This is a genomic window from Pedobacter sp. JY14-1, from assembly GCF_029269825.1.
In the GTDB taxonomy this organism is placed as follows: domain Bacteria; phylum Bacteroidota; class Bacteroidia; order Sphingobacteriales; family Sphingobacteriaceae; genus Pedobacter.
In genome coordinates, this window is record NZ_JARJHU010000001.1 from 200,447 (window position 1) to 217,684 (window position 17,238).

At 50.4% G+C, this 17,238-nt stretch carries 16 protein-coding genes; 1 reads left to right on the plus strand and 15 read right to left on the minus strand.

Features of this window, described 5'->3' with window-relative positions; translation table 11 throughout:
• Positions 1 to 4: 4 nt before the first annotated feature.
• The 10 genes from P2W84_RS00855 to P2W84_RS00900 all read right to left on the minus strand — a co-directional run bounded on the left by P2W84_RS00855 (position 5) and on the right by P2W84_RS00900 (position 8,653).
• Entirely contained in the window at positions 5 to 811 is an 807-nt protein-coding gene (locus P2W84_RS00855) for a hypothetical protein (RefSeq protein ID WP_276088201.1), read from the minus strand.
• Between the two features lie 8 nt (positions 812 to 819).
• Positions 820 to 1,212: an AraC family transcriptional regulator gene (locus P2W84_RS00860; RefSeq protein WP_276088202.1), complete on the minus strand. Its 393-nt coding sequence runs from the start codon at positions 1,210 to 1,212 to the stop codon at positions 820 to 822.
• 99 nt (positions 1,213 to 1,311) lie between these two features.
• A complete protein-coding gene (locus P2W84_RS00865; protein WP_276088203.1) occupies positions 1,312 to 1,947 on the minus strand; it encodes a response regulator transcription factor in 636 nt (211 codons plus the stop codon).
• Positions 1,919 to 3,898: a histidine kinase gene (locus tag P2W84_RS00870; RefSeq protein WP_276088204.1), complete on the minus strand. Its 1,980-nt coding sequence runs from the start codon at positions 3,896 to 3,898 to the stop codon at positions 1,919 to 1,921. The genes P2W84_RS00865 and P2W84_RS00870 overlap by 29 nt, the downstream gene beginning before the upstream one ends.
• 165 nt (positions 3,899 to 4,063) lie before the next feature.
• Positions 4,064 to 4,540 (minus strand): Rieske (2Fe-2S) protein, encoded by a 477-nt coding sequence (locus P2W84_RS00875; protein WP_276088205.1) that lies wholly within the window; start codon positions 4,538 to 4,540, stop codon positions 4,064 to 4,066.
• Between the two features lie 16 nt (positions 4,541 to 4,556).
• Positions 4,557 to 5,510: a DUF5777 family beta-barrel protein gene (locus P2W84_RS00880; protein WP_276088206.1), complete on the minus strand. Its 954-nt coding sequence runs from the start codon at positions 5,508 to 5,510 to the stop codon at positions 4,557 to 4,559.
• A 2-nt stretch (positions 5,511 to 5,512) separates the two neighbouring features.
• Positions 5,513 to 6,082 (minus strand): YceI family protein, encoded by a 570-nt coding sequence (locus P2W84_RS00885; RefSeq protein WP_276088207.1) that lies wholly within the window; start codon positions 6,080 to 6,082, stop codon positions 5,513 to 5,515.
• Positions 6,057 to 7,232 (minus strand): hypothetical protein, encoded by a 1,176-nt coding sequence (locus tag P2W84_RS00890; RefSeq protein WP_276088208.1) that lies wholly within the window; start codon positions 7,230 to 7,232, stop codon positions 6,057 to 6,059. Before P2W84_RS00890 ends, P2W84_RS00885 begins: the two co-directional genes overlap by 26 nt.
• Before the next feature lie 8 nt (positions 7,233 to 7,240).
• Complete coding sequence (locus P2W84_RS00895; RefSeq protein WP_276088209.1) at positions 7,241 to 7,786, minus strand: RNA polymerase sigma factor; 546 nt, start codon at positions 7,784 to 7,786, stop codon at positions 7,241 to 7,243.
• A gap of 129 nt (positions 7,787 to 7,915) precedes the next feature.
• Positions 7,916 to 8,653: an MBL fold metallo-hydrolase gene (locus tag P2W84_RS00900; RefSeq protein WP_276088210.1), complete on the minus strand. Its 738-nt coding sequence runs from the start codon at positions 8,651 to 8,653 to the stop codon at positions 7,916 to 7,918.
• Positions 8,654 to 8,699: 46 nt separating this feature from the next.
• Here P2W84_RS00900 and P2W84_RS00905 point away from each other — a divergent pair, with 46 nt between their 5' ends.
• Positions 8,700 to 9,836, plus strand: coding sequence for a TlpA disulfide reductase family protein (locus P2W84_RS00905; protein ID WP_276088211.1), 1,137 nt, complete (start codon positions 8,700 to 8,702; stop codon positions 9,834 to 9,836).
• Here the strand turns inward: P2W84_RS00905 and P2W84_RS00910 are convergent.
• The 5 genes from P2W84_RS00910 to P2W84_RS00930 all read right to left on the minus strand — a co-directional run bounded on the left by P2W84_RS00910 (position 9,833) and on the right by P2W84_RS00930 (position 17,203).
• Entirely contained in the window at positions 9,833 to 10,699 is an 867-nt protein-coding gene (locus tag P2W84_RS00910; RefSeq protein WP_276088212.1) for an alpha/beta hydrolase-fold protein, read from the minus strand. The genes P2W84_RS00905 and P2W84_RS00910 overlap by 4 nt on opposite strands.
• A gap of 146 nt (positions 10,700 to 10,845) precedes the next feature.
• Positions 10,846 to 11,022, minus strand: coding sequence for a histone H1 (locus P2W84_RS00915; RefSeq protein ID WP_276088213.1), 177 nt, complete (start codon positions 11,020 to 11,022; stop codon positions 10,846 to 10,848).
• Positions 11,023 to 11,136: 114 nt separating this feature from the next.
• Positions 11,137 to 12,261: a Gfo/Idh/MocA family oxidoreductase gene (locus P2W84_RS00920; protein ID WP_276088214.1), complete on the minus strand. Its 1,125-nt coding sequence runs from the start codon at positions 12,259 to 12,261 to the stop codon at positions 11,137 to 11,139.
• A complete protein-coding gene (locus tag P2W84_RS00925; RefSeq protein ID WP_276088215.1) occupies positions 12,227 to 13,684 on the minus strand; it encodes a Gfo/Idh/MocA family oxidoreductase in 1,458 nt (485 codons plus the stop codon). Before P2W84_RS00925 ends, P2W84_RS00920 begins: the two co-directional genes overlap by 35 nt.
• A gap of 27 nt (positions 13,685 to 13,711) precedes the next feature.
• Positions 13,712 to 17,203 carry a DUF1080 domain-containing protein gene (locus tag P2W84_RS00930; RefSeq protein WP_276088216.1) on the minus strand — a complete coding sequence of 1,164 codons (3,492 nt, stop codon included), beginning with the start codon at positions 17,201 to 17,203 and terminating at the stop codon, positions 13,712 to 13,714.
• Positions 17,204 to 17,238 lie beyond the last annotated feature (35 nt).

Sequence of the window (17,238 nt, forward strand, 5' to 3'; positions counted from 1 at the left end):
TTCTCTATTTTGCTACATATAATTCCTTGTTCTTCAGCTCGCTGAGCATGTCAGCAACGAGTCCGATCAGGCGGAAATGTTCGTCATAATGCCCATCCTGCACCTCTATATTGACATAAGGTATCCCATTGCGCTGTGCGTATACAGATAAGGACCCGTCTGTTGCCGCAGGGCTCTGCAGGACCACATTTACCGCACTGCGCTTCAGGTAGCTGAAGAAACCGGGTTCGGTCACCAGCACAAAGTCATCGGCATCCATCGCAGAATTGATAAACACGCTGTCTGCAACGCCGTCAAACTTCGGGTCCCGGAGATAAGAAAGGATATTGAACCTTCCCTCGCTGTTGTTGTGCAGCGTTACGAAATAGCCCAGGGAATCGGCCTGGTAATTTTCCAGTACCGCCAGCGCGAGCCCCCGAACCTGCTTTATGGCTTCCGGACGGGGCAGCTGGTGGCTGTACTTCTTCAAAGTCTTTTGCACCCCGGCATTGTTGAATATCTGGTTAGGATCAAAAGCAAACTTTATCCTGCCGTTTCCAAAAGAGATGTTGCGTTCGCTGCCATACTGCAACTCTACGATGGCACCTCCGTTTTTGCTGCAAAAGTCATGGGCAGCTTCAAGCCCGGTATTCTCGTCGTCATGCAAGACCAAAAAACTTAAATTTGGCTTTTCATAGGAAGATTTAACGATACTGATGCATTTTCCGGGAAGACACCAGAATCTTGAAGCTGCCGAATACGCTGACAGCGTATCCTGCCGGGCGGTTACGGCGAGCGGGAAAAATCCCGCCGCCATAAACATGATCATCACTAACCGGCTCACGACTTTTGGGCAAAATAGAGGCGTTTGTATTTCAGTGGCGTGACATTAAATACACTCTTGAAGAGGCGGATAAAAGAACTGATAGAATCAAATCCCACCAGAAAGGAAATCTGCGCAACCAGGTAGTCACTTTTCTCCAGGAAGAACTTTGCCTTGCTGAGTTTTACCCTGGCCAGGAACTGGTATGGAGACATACCAAAAACTGCCTTAAAACTTCTGAGCAGATGATTGACCGACAGACAGGAACGCTGGGCAACCTCTTTGAGGCTGAACTTCCTGTTGTAGTTTTCCGTGATAAAGTCCCTGGCCAGGCAAACCCTTCTGTAAAGTTCCTTCCGGGTACTTTCTTTCTGGACATTGAGACATTCGATACCGTAATTTTTTTCCATAGCTGTAAATGATTATGGAATCAAAATTAGGCAGGTAAAAAACCGCAATCATCCGCAGCAACCCCGATTTTGGAAACTACGTAAAACTACTTAGGACCCTCAGATAAGCCCCCTTTTGTAAGCTTCCTTGACCAGGCTCACCAGGTTTTTTGCATTCAGTTTATGGCTGATGTTCAGCCGGTGTGTCTCCACAGTCCTGAGGCTGATGAACAACTGCTCCGCAATTTCATTGTTGGAATATTCCGCTGCGATAAGTGCCAGTATCTCTGTCTCCCTTTTTGTCAGCATTACCTGCTGGACAGATCTCCTTTTACCAAGCAATACCTCATCCATCAGACTCTGCTGTACCTGTCTGTCAAGGTACTGATTTCCCATCATCACTTCTTCTATCGCTTCGATCATGGTGGTCTGATCTGTGTTCTTCAGCAGGTAGCCGTGAGCGCCGTTCCTGATCATCTGCTTGACATAATGGGACTCGTCCATATTGGTCAGCGCGATGATCTTCACATCCGGATAATTACGCGAGATCTCCCGGCACAGGTCGATGCCGTTCATATCCGGCATCTGGATATCGAGCAGCAACACGTCGGGCTGTATCTCATACAGGTTTTCCAGGAGGCCCTTGCCATTGTTGGTGGAAAAAACGATCTCAAAATTGCTTTTACTGAGCATTGCCCTGATCCCCTGTATCACGAGCAAATGGTCATCAGCTATGCCGATAGTAATGGGTATCATATGTTCTGATGATGTATGGTGTGATGTCAAATTCTGTAAATACCGTAGTCCCCCCCGTTCCTGAAGATTCAATTTCCATGTAACCGTTTACCGCCGCTATCCTGGCCCTCAGGCTGCTTAGCCCATGTCCTTCCTGTGCGCCGCGGAATCCCGGCCCGTTATCTTCCACGGTAATGGAGAGTACGTCTTCATGGAAACTCAGCTGTACGAGCGCCTCTTCACACCGGGCATGTTTGATCACATTGTGAATAAGTTCCTGCACGGTTCTGTAAAGCAGCAGTTCAAAGTTAGCCTCCATCCTGGGAACAGTACCGATCTTCAGGTAGTTTATCCGGAAGCCGGGGTTCTGTAATTTAGAAAAATAAGCCGATAATGCCTTGGCCAGGCCGAGTTTGACCAGAAGGTCGGGTGCCAGGTTGTGCGCGATCATCCGGATCTCGTTCGAGGCGCTGTCGAGCATGGCTACGGTATGGCTCAGATGCTGCTGTACAGAAGTTGGGCCGGTATCGTTACCCAGTACACTCAGGTGCATCTTGGTGGCCGACAACAGCCCCCCTACTCCGTCGTGAAGGTCTTTGGCGAGCCGGGAACGCTCGGTTTCCTCTCCGCTGATCATCGCCTTTAATATCTGTACCTCTTTTTCCTTCTCCAGCAGAAAGAGGTTTTTTTCCGTAATTTTCTGCTTGTTCCGGTACCAAAGGTAAACCAGCAGCGTCGAAACACCCAGCGTACAGGCCAGCAATACCGCAAGCACAATATAGTTGTTCTGCCTGTTGATCTTCAGCTGGTTGTTTGCGATCAGCAGTTTCTGATCTGCGATTTCCCGTTCCTTTACCGAATTCTGAAAGACAGCTTCCAGACGATGAATGTTCTGCTGGAGGTCCAGGTTAAGTAATTTTGAATTCAGTGCCTCATATTCCTTCCGGAACGCAAGCGCCTCAACCAGTTTATGCTGCTGTTCACGGACCTGGGCACCCAGCAGGAGCAATTCCCTGAGCATGTTCTCCGATCCGGCCCTGCGCGCATGATCGATACCCTGCTGCAGGTAATCTGAAGCTTTGTCCAGGTCCCTCAGCCCAAACCAGACATGGGCAAGGCCGCCATTGGCATAAATGAGAAAATCAGGATACCCCGTCCGTACCGCCTCCTGGTGCGCCATTGTGTACAGCTCGAGCGCACGCCGGTACTTTTTCTGCCCTATGGCCAGCTCGGCCCAATAGATATAAGTATAGGTCGTGTTTAAGGTATCCTTCAGCTGTTTTGCCTTCACCAGCAGTTTTTCAAAAAGCCTGTCGGCCAGCGCTGCCTGGCCGTTCAGGGCCCTGCCCCTTGCAAGCTGCATCAGGGTCATCAGATCTGTTCCCGGGTGGCGGTTAGTTAACCCGAGTTTTTCAGCCTTAAGTGCATAGCCCAGCGATTTATGCTTGTCTTTCAGTTCGGTAAAAATAATGGAAAGCAAATTCAGTGATTGCTGCACCTGCAAAGGTGTCCCTTTCCTGTCAATGATCGCCGCAGCATCCAGCAGGTTGTTCGCCGCCATCTGAAAATGCCCGAGCATAATGCCGGTTGCCCCTCTCGCGGTATAGGCGCGCGCCAGATAACGTTCATTTCCAAGTTTCCGGCTCAGTTCGACGGTGGCAGAGGCGACCTTGTAAGCTTCACGATACCTGCCTTGTGAGATCAGGACATCGGTGTATACAATATCGCTGGAAATGATGCCTTTGGTAAAACCACAATGCCGGGCAACCTGCATGGCCTTTCTCACATATCCTGCTGCCATATCATTATCCCGGTTCAGCATCCGGTATGCCGAATCCAGAAGGGCAACTACCCGGGTGGAATCCTGACGGACGTTCCGGTCGGGAAGCGTATGGGCATCTGCCCTGCCGCACCATAAAGCGCAGCACGATAACAACAAGGCCCGGTGTCGGAAAAAGGAGGCAAATGACATGCTAAGCAATTTGTAAATGAGCAATTTAGATTACCGGCACAAATATATTCCAAACCGGGAAAAAGAAATTACCGCAGAACACCAATTGTCAGGACGCCATTTTATCCCCTGAGGTTACAGCAGGAAGGCACGTATCCGCATGCCTTCCTTAGCTGGTCTGCTGGCTCAGGCCTTGGTTGCAGTCAGGGTCGTACCGGTTACCGCAGTGCTGTAGACTTTCAGCGCACGGGTGGTACCTGATGTGCCTTGTGGTCCCTGCAGCACTGATCCCGTGGTAGAATATTCCGACTGGTGGAGCTGACATTGCACCCTGCTGATGTTCTGCTTCCAGACCAGGCTTCCACCCTGGTGTGGGCATATCGCCTCAGTGGCCACAAAGGATGCCGCAGTATCTCCGGCTGCAATCCGGAAAAAAAGTACCCCGCTGCTGACCACCTGGTCGCCAATGGCCTTCAGTTGCGTAGAAAGATCTACAGAAACTGTATTATTGTTCCCTCCGTTATTGCCACCACCTGAAGGCGGCGGATTGTTGGCCGGTTTTTCAGGTCCATCACTGCCTTTTCCGCAGCCTGAAAAGCATGAGCCGGTGCATACCATGGCCAGCCCAAATCCCAATGATCTGAGAAATTCATCACGTTCCATAATTTTTGAATTTAGTTTAGTATATTTTTGATTGTTTTCCGGGGTCTTTGGATTTGAACAAACTGAAGTTCCTAGAAATGGTAAAACCAAAACGCACGCCTCCCTTACCCCACGATTTTTTGGTATTTGGAATGAAGTTGTTTTCCAGGATGTATTCGGAGTTCATGAAATTAAGTGAAAAAATATGTCCCCCGGTCTCTATTTCCAAGCCGACGCCCAAAGGATCATAATAGGCATTGGCCAGGTTATCCGGCTGTCTGCTAAGACCGTTTACCAGGGTGTAATCCGCAACAAACGAAAGTCTTTTAGTCAGCTTCATCCGCCCGGCAAAACCGAGCACGAACAGATTGCGGGGATCACCGGGTTCCATACTTACCTGCCGGATCAGGTAGCCGGGCATTACCTGAAGAGAAAGCCGGGACGTCAGTTTCCTGGAAATGAGCCCCTGGAAAAACCAGGAGAAGCGGTCCGCATAACTGGTAAACTCATTTTCATTAAAAGGTTCGCGGGCCACCCAACCCATTTGCGCCAGCAGGGTAAGATTTACAGGCATACCCGTATCCTGCTGTTTCAGCAATTTATACTTTCCTGAAAAATTAAAGGTTTCGTCCTGCTTGCTCCTGCCCACGGCAACGGTGAAGTCATCTGTAACACCATAGTCCAGCCCGATAAACAGATCAGAGGCTACATCCAGGCCGTAAAGCGTATGCGCGCTGCCAAACCGGCCACCGATATCGCCGAAGTGGTGCCTGATGCGGAGATCAAGGTCGTGCTTTTTCTGCGTCTCGGTAGAATGCGACAGGACGATCCTGGTGGCCTTGAAAACAGCCTGCACTGGTTCGGACTTGCTTAAAGTATCCATAGACCGGAGCAGGGAATCTGCATCCTGTGCCTTCACCGCAGGTACGGCCAGCCAGCTCAAAGCGATCAGGGAACCCAGTACATTGAAAAATAATCCAGATTTATTCATAGTCAGTTTTGTTTTAGTGCATGGAATTGTCCGCTGATCCTGACGCTGATGGATTCGGCGATCTTTGCAAATACCAGGCGCGGTATGGTAATATTATGGTCGGCACAGGCAACCTTAAATTGTGCTTCCACGTTGACAACACCATTCTTTACCAGCAGCTTACAGGGAATTGTGCGCTGCTTGTCTACTCCGTGTACAGAAAGTACACCACCTACGTTTACCGAATAAGTTCCGTCCTTACTGAGGTCTGCCCCCGGATCGAGCGTACCCTTAAACCTCGCATAAGGGTACCTGTCGCTTTCCATATAGTTCTCGTTAAAATGTTCCTGCATCAGCTTGCGCTCAAACTCCAGTGTCTTAACCGGTATCTGTACCACAACGGCCCGTGTGGCAGCAACAATGACACCGGAGCCTTTTGCGCTCTCTGCACGGATGTCTTCCAGCGGAGTAGAGGAGAAAATCCAGGTACTGATGCTATTGCAGGAATAATTCTGGGCCCTCACATTGGATTGTGCGGCCATTACCAGAGCCATCGCAAGGCCCCATTCAATTGTTTTTCTTACCCAGGTCATAACGCAGTTTTAATGATATTCCACTCGATTTGAGGTTAACATCCCCTTCTCCGATGCCACCCAGGGGCAGCTTCACAAAAGGCTCTATACCCAGTTTCAGCGGGCTGTCCTTCACCTGCATGAAATAGGTTGCAGAAAGGTCGGCCACACTCAGGAAATGCTGGTTGGCATTGGTTTTCTCCAGGGTTCTTGAAGCCGGACCAGCCGCATAATTGTACCGGAACACATAATCCTCCTTCAGCATCAGGTAACTGGATATACCCGCATTGAACCTGATGCTCCGTCCCCCGCTGCTCATGATCCTGTAGGAAGCCTGCAACGGGATTTCCAGTACGCCGCATGTCGCGTCTATCCCTGCCAGCGTGCTCCGGACCAGGGCATTTTGCAGCTTATAATCGAAGCTCCCGGCGCTGTACGCCTTATGGCTGTATTTCAGGCCAGCCTGCAGGTCCAGCTTTTCAGAAATCCCGACACCGAGTGTAAGACCGGCAGAGAACCCGGCATTGCCTCCCAATACCCGGTTCACCGCATTGAATTCCGGACCGGCACTCAATGCGAGGTTAAGCGGCAAACGCTTTACTTTTCTGCCTGTATTTATGCCTTTTTGCACATCCTTTCGTCCTTCAGAAAGTGCCGGAACAGGAATTTCCCTGATCATCATCCCTTCAACCTTCAGGCTTTCCGGCACCAGTTCGGCTACCCGGTACCTTACCGGTATTTCCAGCCTGCGGTCGTCATCTGTTTCCGCCCTAAAACCTTCCTGCGGATTGCCGGCCATAGCCGCCGGGACCGGAACATCATTCTTCAACGCCCTCCTTACGGCTGCCCTTCGCTCCGCGGGCAGCGTAGTTATCCCCTGTGTTCCGGTCCCGGCACCTGGCCTGTTCTTCAAAGGTGTAGGGCCTTTTTTAACTGTAGTCTGCTTTAACTGCCGCCCGGTCGGTCCACCAGGCACATTCAGCGAATGATACGCCCATACGCCTGCAAGGAATGCCAGCAGGACCACTGCCGACTTCCTTAAAAACACGATTCTGTCCCTCCTTTTCAGCTTATGCGCCATCTTATCCCATGCCGCTTCCTCATACTGGAGCTCTGCATCGGAAATCCGCTTCCTGAAGGCGGCATCAAACTCGTTATCGTTCAGTTCCATGGGCCGTTTTATTGATCTGTTAATTCTCTCACGGAGAGCATTTTCTTCAATTGCTCCCTGGCCTTAAACAGGTTGGATTTCGATGTGCCTACAGAGATCGACAGCATCGCCGCGATTTCCTCATGTGAATAGCCGTCGATCGCGAAGAGGTTGAACACCGTCCGGTAAGCTACAGAGAGTTCCTGGACCAGCCTGATCAGGTCGTCATAGTGGATCCTGGAGAGAATATTTTCCCTGTCCTCAGTATCGTGTCTTGCATTGAGCTCTTCCATTTCCATCTTCCTTATTTGTTTCCTGTAATGGTCTATAGACGTATTGATCATGATCGTGCTCAGCCAGGGTTTGAACGGCTGTTGAGGATCGTACTTGTGAATGTTCACGAAAACCCGCATAAACCCGTCATTGACCAGTTCGAGTGCCTCTTCCTTATCCCTTGCATACCGGATGCACATCTTCATCGCGTAGCTGTAAAAAAGCTGGTAAAGCCCTTTCTGGCTTTTCCTGTCTTTTTTTCTGCAGCCGATGATCAGTTCCCGGATAAGTAGTTCGTCCACGTCGATAATTTATTTCATCTATATCTGTAGTTACGCAGGTTTACCGGACAAGGTTGCCTGCCCGCGGGGATTTTTTTTTAAAAAAGATAAGCAAGTTCCGGCTTATGCGGGCAGAATTATTAAAGCTGATCAGATCTCAAGCTCAAGGCCGTCGTGAAGGCGTTCAATCCTGATCTCGTCACCGCTTCCGATCATTTCATCGTCCATATGGGTCAGCACCATTCTTTTGCACCTGAAGCCTTCAAAGCGGGCCTCAATTTCCCGGTAACTTAAATGTGCCTTTGTTACCTTATCCAGGAAATTACATTCGCAGATGAAAAGGTCTGCATCCGCGCTCAGGGGACAGAGTTCTTCCGTCCAGGAAGTATCTCCTGAAAAAGCGACGGTTTTGCCGGCTATGCCAATCCTCAGACCGTGTGGCAGCGCCGGCGCGGAATGGACCATCGGAAAAGCAAGCAATTCAAGTGCCCCCGACTTCAACGGTATACCCGCAGTATATTCCATAAAATCTATATCCAGCTTTTCGATGACCGGTGTACCCGGATAAAGCAGTTCAAGTAAGGCCGCGATTTTTTCTCTTCCGCCTGCCGGAGTGATCACCGTTATTTTCCGCTGTCTTCCGCCGATAGCAGCATCCAGCAGCACAAAAGGTACACCACCATAATGATCTCCATGAAAATGACTGATCACAATTGTGTCGACATCATCCGTCAGTATCCCGTATCTTTTCAATCCGGGCAGGCTGCTTGCGCCGCAGTCCATTAACATTCCTGAATCAGGGGTTTTCAGAAAAAAACAGGTGTTCAGCCTGCCTCCGCTGCCAAAGGCGTCGCCGCAGCCAATCACTTTAAGGGTTACCGTGTCCATACTGTGCTATTGTTTTGCTATATTAACACAGATTAACGTAAATACCATGCCTGAAAACAATTTTCCCGGTGTTCTTTTTTTCATCATCCTGTTTTATTCCTGCAATGCAGGCGAAGCAACCTTCCATGTCCGTGCTGAAAACTTCGGGCCAAATGCCATGCTCAGTATACAGGATGCTACCGGCAAGGCCCTTCTGCAGGAAAACCTGCTCGACCGCGGGCAATCCTTTCGTATAAAGCCAGGCACTGCAGGCTACGGAAAGATCACTGTGCACAAAAAAAACGGAGACAATACTTTCTGGACATATATAGAAGAAGGTACGTATGAGCTTCTGTTTAACGGTAAGGAACCCTCAGTCTATCCGGTTAAAGCTGCCGGATCCCCTGCGGCAAAGGAGATCATGCGCTTCTATCAGTTACAGGACAGTTTGTCCCACAGCATTCATGACAGTCTTCAGCAGGCTACAATGCAATTTGAATCGGCAGACCGGGCCGCGCTTCCCCTGGCCATTGCTGCACTGGAGAAATGGCGGACAAAAAATAAGGAGATCGTAGCGACGGCCATTGAAGCATTTGCGACAGCATATCCTGCTTCAGGCTTTGTGCCGGTGCTCCTTGAGGACTATGCTTCCGATGTAGATCCTCCCCGGCTCCGCAAGATCATCGGAAAGCTAAGTCCCGCACTAAGGAAAAGTCCCGAAATCGCCGGAGTCAGCACAGAACTGAACAGGCTGGAACATCTCAGGCGCGGCTCTAAAATGGCGGGCATAGCAGGCCATGATCTTAATGGTAAGCCCTTTGATCCGGGAATACTTAAAGAGATCAATCTGTTCATCTGCTGGATGTCTTACGATAACCCTTCCCGGAAAAACAATCCTGAACTCGCGGACCTCTATGCGAGCTACAAATCCAGGAATGTCGAATTCATTGGTATCTCTTATGACCGCTATGAAAAGTGGTGGCGTGCCGTCGTTAAAGACGACCGACTGATCTGGCCACAGTATGCCGACCTTAAAGGTTCGAAATCGCCGAATCCGGGCAATCTAAGTAACTACCGTGCGCCTTATTTGTTCATTACCGACCGTAACGGCGTTATTCTCAGCGATGACGTACCGATGGGCAATTTAAAACCGGAACTGGACGAATGGCTTGAAAAAGCCTCAGCTAAACGGACATCACCCTAGAACTGGTGAAAGGCATCCGAAACAAACTCCAGCACTTTAGGCAACGAAGCCCGCCAGTAGGTCCAGGTATGGCCACCGTCCCGTACCCGGAATTCATGAGGGATTTCCTTCTTGCGCATGGCAATATGGAGCAACGCGTTCCCTTCATACAGAAAATCATCATCGCCGCAGTCAATATACCAGCGAACCGCTTTCTTTTGCTCTTCCGGCATGTTATTGACCAATGCAATAGCGCTGTGCCGGTTAAAGTAGCCGGTCGTTGTTGAATCTGCGAGACCGGGATTGCTTTTCAGATAGGCCTTTTTCGCATCATCCTGCGATAAAGGGCCCACAGAAGCACTCAGCGGACAGGCCGAAGAGAACAATTCGGGGTGGTGCATGGCGTACATGAGGGTACCACCGCCGCCCATCGACAAACCCGCAATGGCGCGCGAGCGCTTGTCTGTTTTTACACGGTACTTCTTTTCTATGAAAGGCATGAGCTCCTTAAAGAAGAAGTCCTCATAGTTCCAGTCGCCTTTAATGTCATTAAAATACCCCCTGCGGCCGGTATTTGCATCGGGCATGACAATCACCATAGGTGTGGCCGTGCCCGCCGCTATCGCCTTATCGGTAATGTTCAGTACCTCACCAAACTGCACCCAGCCTGTCTGGTCATCTCCTGCACCGTGCAACAGATATAGAACCGGGTAACTCCTCCCGGAAGATTCATAATCGGGTGGCAGGTAAACTGCATACTTACGTTCAGATTTCAGTACCTTACTGGGTAAGGTAAGTGCATCGAAAACTTTACCTGATTGTGCAAAGCACAGAACAGGAGCCATAAAAGCTGCCAGCAACAGGCCAAAAGATGTTCTTCTCATCGACGGGTTTATTTTGGTTTTTCAGAAAGTTATCTAAAATTTTCAATTGACTGCAATTCCAACAGGAAATTTACTACCGGCTATCTTAAAACAAAAGCGGGGATACCTGGTGGCATCCCCGCTTTTCTATATAATTCCGGGAAAAATTACTTCGCGTTTTTCTTCTCTGTAATCTCGGTACGGATTTCCTGAGCAAGACCTTTCAGATCCTGCATCGCCTTACGTACCCTGGTACCGGCAGCACCATTTCCTGAATTATAAAATTTCTCTGCATCAGTTTCAATAGCAGCAACCAGCTCCTTTAATTTTGAAAATTTTTCCATGTTTTTCTTCGTTTAAGATTTTTAATTTTTTAGATATAACGTGCTAAAGTTAATAATTATTGGACTCGCTCCAAGTGAACATGCAACAAATGCCAGAAAAAAAAACGAACTTGTTTAGCCATTCAGGCGCACTATATCCCCCGTCTTAACCGAATCATCACAGGCAAATGCAATCCTCAAACTGTTTACCGCATCCGACGTCGGGTCTGTTAAATCAATATCTTCCCTGATCGCTTTCAGGAAGTAACGCTGTTCCCGGTTACAAAGTTCCTGATGATCAGGTTCGTCAGTCAGGTCGATCCATTCATCCGGTCTCGCAAACTCACCAGCGGCATCCAGGCCTGCATAATGCACTTTGATCGATTCGGTCTTGATATGGTCGTCTACGTTCGCCGAATTGCCTGCAGCGCCGGCTTTCTTCGCTACAATGGAAACAGCACCCCGCGGGCCGAATACATCTTTGATAAAAAACGCATTGTCGCTTACCATCGGTCCCCATCCGGCCTCATACCAGCCTACTGAACCATCTTCAAAGCGGATCTGCAATTGCCCGTAATTATAATTCCATTCCGGTACCTCATCTGTAAGGCGCGCGCCTATTGCGCTTACCTGCATAGGTTTCGACCGGGTCATCTGGCACATGATATCGATATAATGCACCGCACAGTCCACGATCGGGCTCAGGCTCTTCATCAGGTTCTTATGTACGGTCCATTTAGGCCCCTGGCTTTGCTGGTTAAGGTTCATCCGCATCACCAGCGGCTTGCCTACTTCACGCGCCAGCTCGGTAAACTTTTCCCAGGAAGGGTGATACCTGAGGATATATCCGACCAGCAGCTTCTTACCGGCCTTTTCCGCTGCTTCTGCTACACGCAGCGCACCTTCCACACTATCTGCAAGAGGCTTTTCAATGAAGACATGACAACCGTTTTCCAGGGCTTTGACCGCATAGGCTTCGTGGGTATCCGGATACGTAGAGATACAGACCGCATCCGGCCGGGTAGCCTCCAGTGCCTCATAATAATCGCTGTACAGCGGATAGCCCCCGCCCAGCTGCGCATTGAGTTTCACCTTACTTTCACCGGTGGAAACCAGGCCGCAGATCTCAAAACCATCCAGGTTGTGGTAGGCCGCAGCATGGGATGCCCCCATATTGCCGCAACCTACCACGAGTACTTTTAAATTCTGTTCCAAAATTCCCTCCTTAGGCACCAAGGCTCCAGCCCTGGCGGTATTCACGTTTCACATATTGGTTTACTTCATCAAAATTGGTCACCTTCATCGCCACCTTGTCCCACAGCATTTTCATGTCCCTGCCCGGATAACTTACATCTCCATTGGCGTTACGGCGCTGTACGTCCACACCCCGGATCGCCAGGTTGGCGATCAGTAAGGTTTCGGTAAGCGGACCGGCGATCTCAAAAGGAGAGCTCAGTTCCATCTTTCCATAACCGAGTATAGAAGCTTCTGCAAACTGTGCGTAGTGGCCGTCTTCCTGTCCGGGAACACGTGCAATCGTCACCTTGGTTTTGTCCTCCGCATTGCGCGACAACGGCAACAGTCTTGGGTTCATACCATAAGTCTCACAAAGCATTTTGCCCTTTGTGCCAATGAACAACACGCCGTTATCTCCGAATGACTCATTTGGTCCCAGCTCCTCCGGACGTTCAGGCTTGATACCGCCATCCATCCAGTGCAGCTCCACATCTCCCTTTGTTTTATTCGTCTTCTTAAACCTCATGGTCACATGGCTCGAAGGCGGACAGCTCTCAGGGAAATATCCCCTGCGGAACTCATCCACATAAACGCTGCCCACACTGCACTCCACCTCGTAGGGCGTATCCAGGTTCAATACCCGGAATGGCGGCTCTACCAGGTGACAACCCATATCTCCCAGCGCCCCGGTACCATAGTCCCACCAGCCACGCCAGTTGAACGGCACCAGTTTATCTACATAATCCTTGTAAGGGGCACTGCCCAGCCATAAGTCCCAGTCCAGTTCCTTAGGCACTTGTGCCTTTCCGGAAGGCCAGGCAATTCCCTGCGGCCATACAGGGCGGTCCGTCCAGCAATATACGGTATGGACCTTGCCGATCTTTCCGGCATCGTACCATTCCCTCAGCCTGCGAACCCCATCTCCTGAGGCACCCTGGTTGCCCATCTGGGTAACCACCTTATAACGCTGCGCCGCTTCAGTCAGTTTACGCGCCTCATAAATGTCGTGGGTCAGCGGCTTCTGCACATAAACGTGCTTGCCCAGCTGCATTGCGGCCATGGCAATCTGTGCATGGGTATGGTCCGGTGTGGAGACCGATACGGCGTCTATGTTCTTATGCTCCTTATCCAGCATTTCGCGATAATCCTTGTAATATTTTGCCCTGGGGAAATTTTTACGGGAAGTTGCTGCTCTGCGGTCGTCCACATCACACAGGAAGGCCACATCAGTTTTTCCGCCCTTATAGATCAGGGCAATATCGCTCTCGCCTTTGCCCCCGGCACCCACACCCGCCAGTTGCAGACGGTCACTCGGTGCCAGGAAACCTTTTCCGCCCAGTACGTGTCTGGGCACGATCATAAACCCAGCCGCAGCCAGCGCCGAGGTCTTTATAAAACTCCTTCTTGAACTACCCTGCTGAGATTTCGATTGATCTTCTGTCATCATGTCTTCTGTAATAGGTTTATCTGAATGTTATTTTTTCTTAGAGACAGCCTTAGCTGCAGCTTCTGTCTTGTCCTTAGCCAGGTCTTTAATCCGGATGTTCCTGAACTCTACCGGAGAACCATGGCCCAGGAAGCCGATGTGGCCCGAATCCCTTAACAGGCCCGGATGCTCCTGGTGGTCAGGTGTCCCGCTTTTCTTAAACGGTGTAATGTCCCCGTCGAGGATCGTCGTACCGTTCAGGATCACCTTGATCTTCGGTCCCTTAACAATGACTTCCTCATAGTTCCATTCGCCTACAGGCTTCAGAAACCCGCGTTTTGCCGGGATCGTACCGTATACCGAACCATGGTACTGGTAAACTTTAAGGTCCTTGTAGATAGGTGCCTCATTGTCCAGTATCTGCAGTTCCATACCCACATAGGCTGCGTCACCTTCAAGCGGCGCCCGGATGCCCAGACCATTATTTGCTCCCGGCGTCAGTTTAAACTCGAAACGGAAGATAAAGTCGCTGAACTCTTCTTTGGTATACAGGTTACCACCCGATCCTTTACCTGGCTTAGGCTCAATCGAGATGTTTCCGTCCCTGATCACATAGTCCGTGGTGTTACCGGTCCAGCTGTGCATGTTGGTACCGTCAAACAAAACTTTGAAGCCATCTTTCTTTTCCTGAGCGCTCAGCTCGAAAGGCTTTGGACGCGGCAGTTCCTTGATATAAATGTCACGGTAAGCTACCGGAGAACCATGTGCCTGCAACTCGATCTGCTCCTCGGCAAAGATCGGCAGGTTCCTGTCCCAGTAATTTTCCAGGACCACGTTATCAGTCACCAGCTGGCCGTTCAGATAAACCGTTACCCGGTCACCTCTCATAATGATGCGGAAAGTATTCCATTCGTCCAGCTTGTTATCCGCTACCTTCAGTGGTTTGCTTTCATTTACCTGGTTATTGTACAAACCTCCCGAACCTACCTGCGCACCCACATTGGTACGGGCGTTATCCCAGATCTGTACCTGGGGCGTACCCCTCAGGTAGATACCGGCATCACCCTCACCTTTTTTATCGTCAATGATCTTCCAGTCTACCAGCATTTCAAAATCGCCATATTTCTTTACGGTAGCCAGGTTGTCGCCATGGCTCTGGAACACCAGTTCTCCGTTGATCACCTTCCAGCTGTCCCTGGCCTGCGCATCAGCTTTGGCCTGTGCTGCTGCCAGCGTATTTGCATCCATCTTGGAGCGTTTGATCGGATCGGCCACAAGACCCTTCCAGCCTGTCAGGTCCCTGCCGTTAAACACCTGTACAAAGCCCGCTCCGGGTTTCATGGAACTGATGTATTTACGCATGCCTTCTTTCTGATAGCCCGCATCGCCACCGGTGATCACCTGTATGGTTTTCTCCAGTAAACCCTTAACGATATCGCCATTATATTCACCTGCAAGCGCCACATTCATTACGGTATTGGCGGCTGCCTGCTGAACAGCGGGATCATCCAGGTATCTGCCTGCAAATACAATGGAATTAAAGCATTTTGCCTGTTCCATATCCTTCAGTATCTGCTGTTTCTGCTGGCTTGTCTTTGCCACATCCATGGCATTGCGCAACAAGAGTAAGCGCTGTTCAGCCGGGTAGTCCGTAGCACGTACCAGGCGTAGGTAACCGCTCAGTGCCTGTTCAACATGCTGCGCATCCTGCGTATTCCGGGCGATCCCGATCAGCGACTCCAGCGAAGAGGCATCGTTCCATGATGTCAGCGCATCCAGTGCAGCTTTCTTTGTTGCCGCATCACCTGAAGCGTAAGCCTGGTTCACGGCATCCAGCGCTTTCTTGCCGCCGATACTGCCCAGCACCTTATAATACAGCAGCTTTTTATCTGCAGCCGTCTTATCCATCTGTTGAAGAATAACTTCAGTTTCGGCATCGGGCTTCTCAGCATCTCTTACCGCCGATATGATTCCATCCTGAACCGCAGTCAGTTCCGAGGGATCAGTTGTGCGGTTGAGCAAGTCAAACAACAACTGCTTGTGTCCCGCAACAGATATATCTCTGAGCGCGGTAAATGCAGCCTTCCTGACCGCAGGGTTTTTGTCTGTAAGGTAAGCATGCACCACTCCTACCTGCCCGCTTGATGCCCTTGCAGCCATCACATCGATCAATGCAGCCCTGACTTCGGGCTTCGCCTTAGGCAAATACGGCGCAATCCGGGCGCCAATCTCGTTTCCTTTCATGGTCAGCAGCACCTGAGATACGGCACGTACATCCGAGGTATCTCCCTTGCCCATTGCGGTGACCAGCGCATCCAGCGCCTGTTCTTCGCCAACGCTGGCAGCAGCCGCGTAAGCAGCCGCACGTACAGCGGCGTCTTTGTCCTTAAATTGTTTGATAATGGAAGGCAACGCAGACTGAGACCCGCTGCCAGCGAGGAGGCCAAGGATCAGGACTTTGGTCTGTCCGTCAGCCTTACCCAATTGATTTGCCCATCCCGCGCTGTTGTTATTATTCAATGCCTGCTGCGCATAACGAATGGCTGCCGCACGGTATTCAAACTGCGGATCGCTTATGGCATCCAGTAAAACTTTCTGATCACCTGAAGCCACGATCTCCAGCGCTCCCGAACGCACATTTACCAGATCTTCTGCTTTGGTCTTTTCCATGATCGTCCGGGCGATCTTAAGGGCAAGTTCCTTTTGCGGAACAGATGCGCTGATATTCACGCTGCCTTTAGCTGAGGTATAACCAGATAATGCCCGAGCATATAAAAGTAAAGAGCCCACGGCGTTTGTCTTATCATATTTGTATCCTGCCTTCTCAGCCGCAGCCATCAAGACATCGGCAGAAGAAGGGTCAGCAATATTTGCCAGCGCATATAAACTTACTTTAGCCAGTTCAGGGTCACTGCCCGAAGCCAGCGGAGCCAGCGCCGCGGCAGCCTGTGCAGAACGGGTATGTCCCAGTGCTTCCGCAACAGAAAGTTTTGCCTTACCGCTGGCTTTGCCCAAGCCTTCCAGCAGTGCTGCAACCGAAGCAGGAGTATTTATTTTTACCAGGGCTCTCGAGGCCTCGTCCGCCAGCTGCGTATCGGTCAGATAACCACGCAGGCAATCTACTGAAGCGTCATTGCCCAGTACCTCAAACTGGCTGATGATAAAAACCTTATTCTGCGGGTCGACTGCCTTGCCCAGCGCTTTGCAATAGGCACGCAAAGCCATGTCACGCCAGGCCTGGCGCCCGGGAGCCGAGGCCGCCCCGGTAAATCCGCTCACTGCATATTCGATCTTTGAGTTGTCACCTTTACCCGGTGCCACAAGGCCACCGATCAGTGTTACGTAGCCTTCCTCTCCAAGATCAGCTACCTCACCCATATTGCGGTCCAGCTGGGCCGCATCTTTTGCCGGCAGTTGTGCCAGCAAGTCTGCAATTTTAGTGGTTATCGTCCGTTCGTCCTTGTGGTCCTGGGCAAAGGCATTGAACGAAAATAAAGCTCCCGCAACCAGTGCAAGCGCTATTTTTTTTATAGTTATCATTTAAATGATGTTTAGGATTGTCTCTAAATTGATTT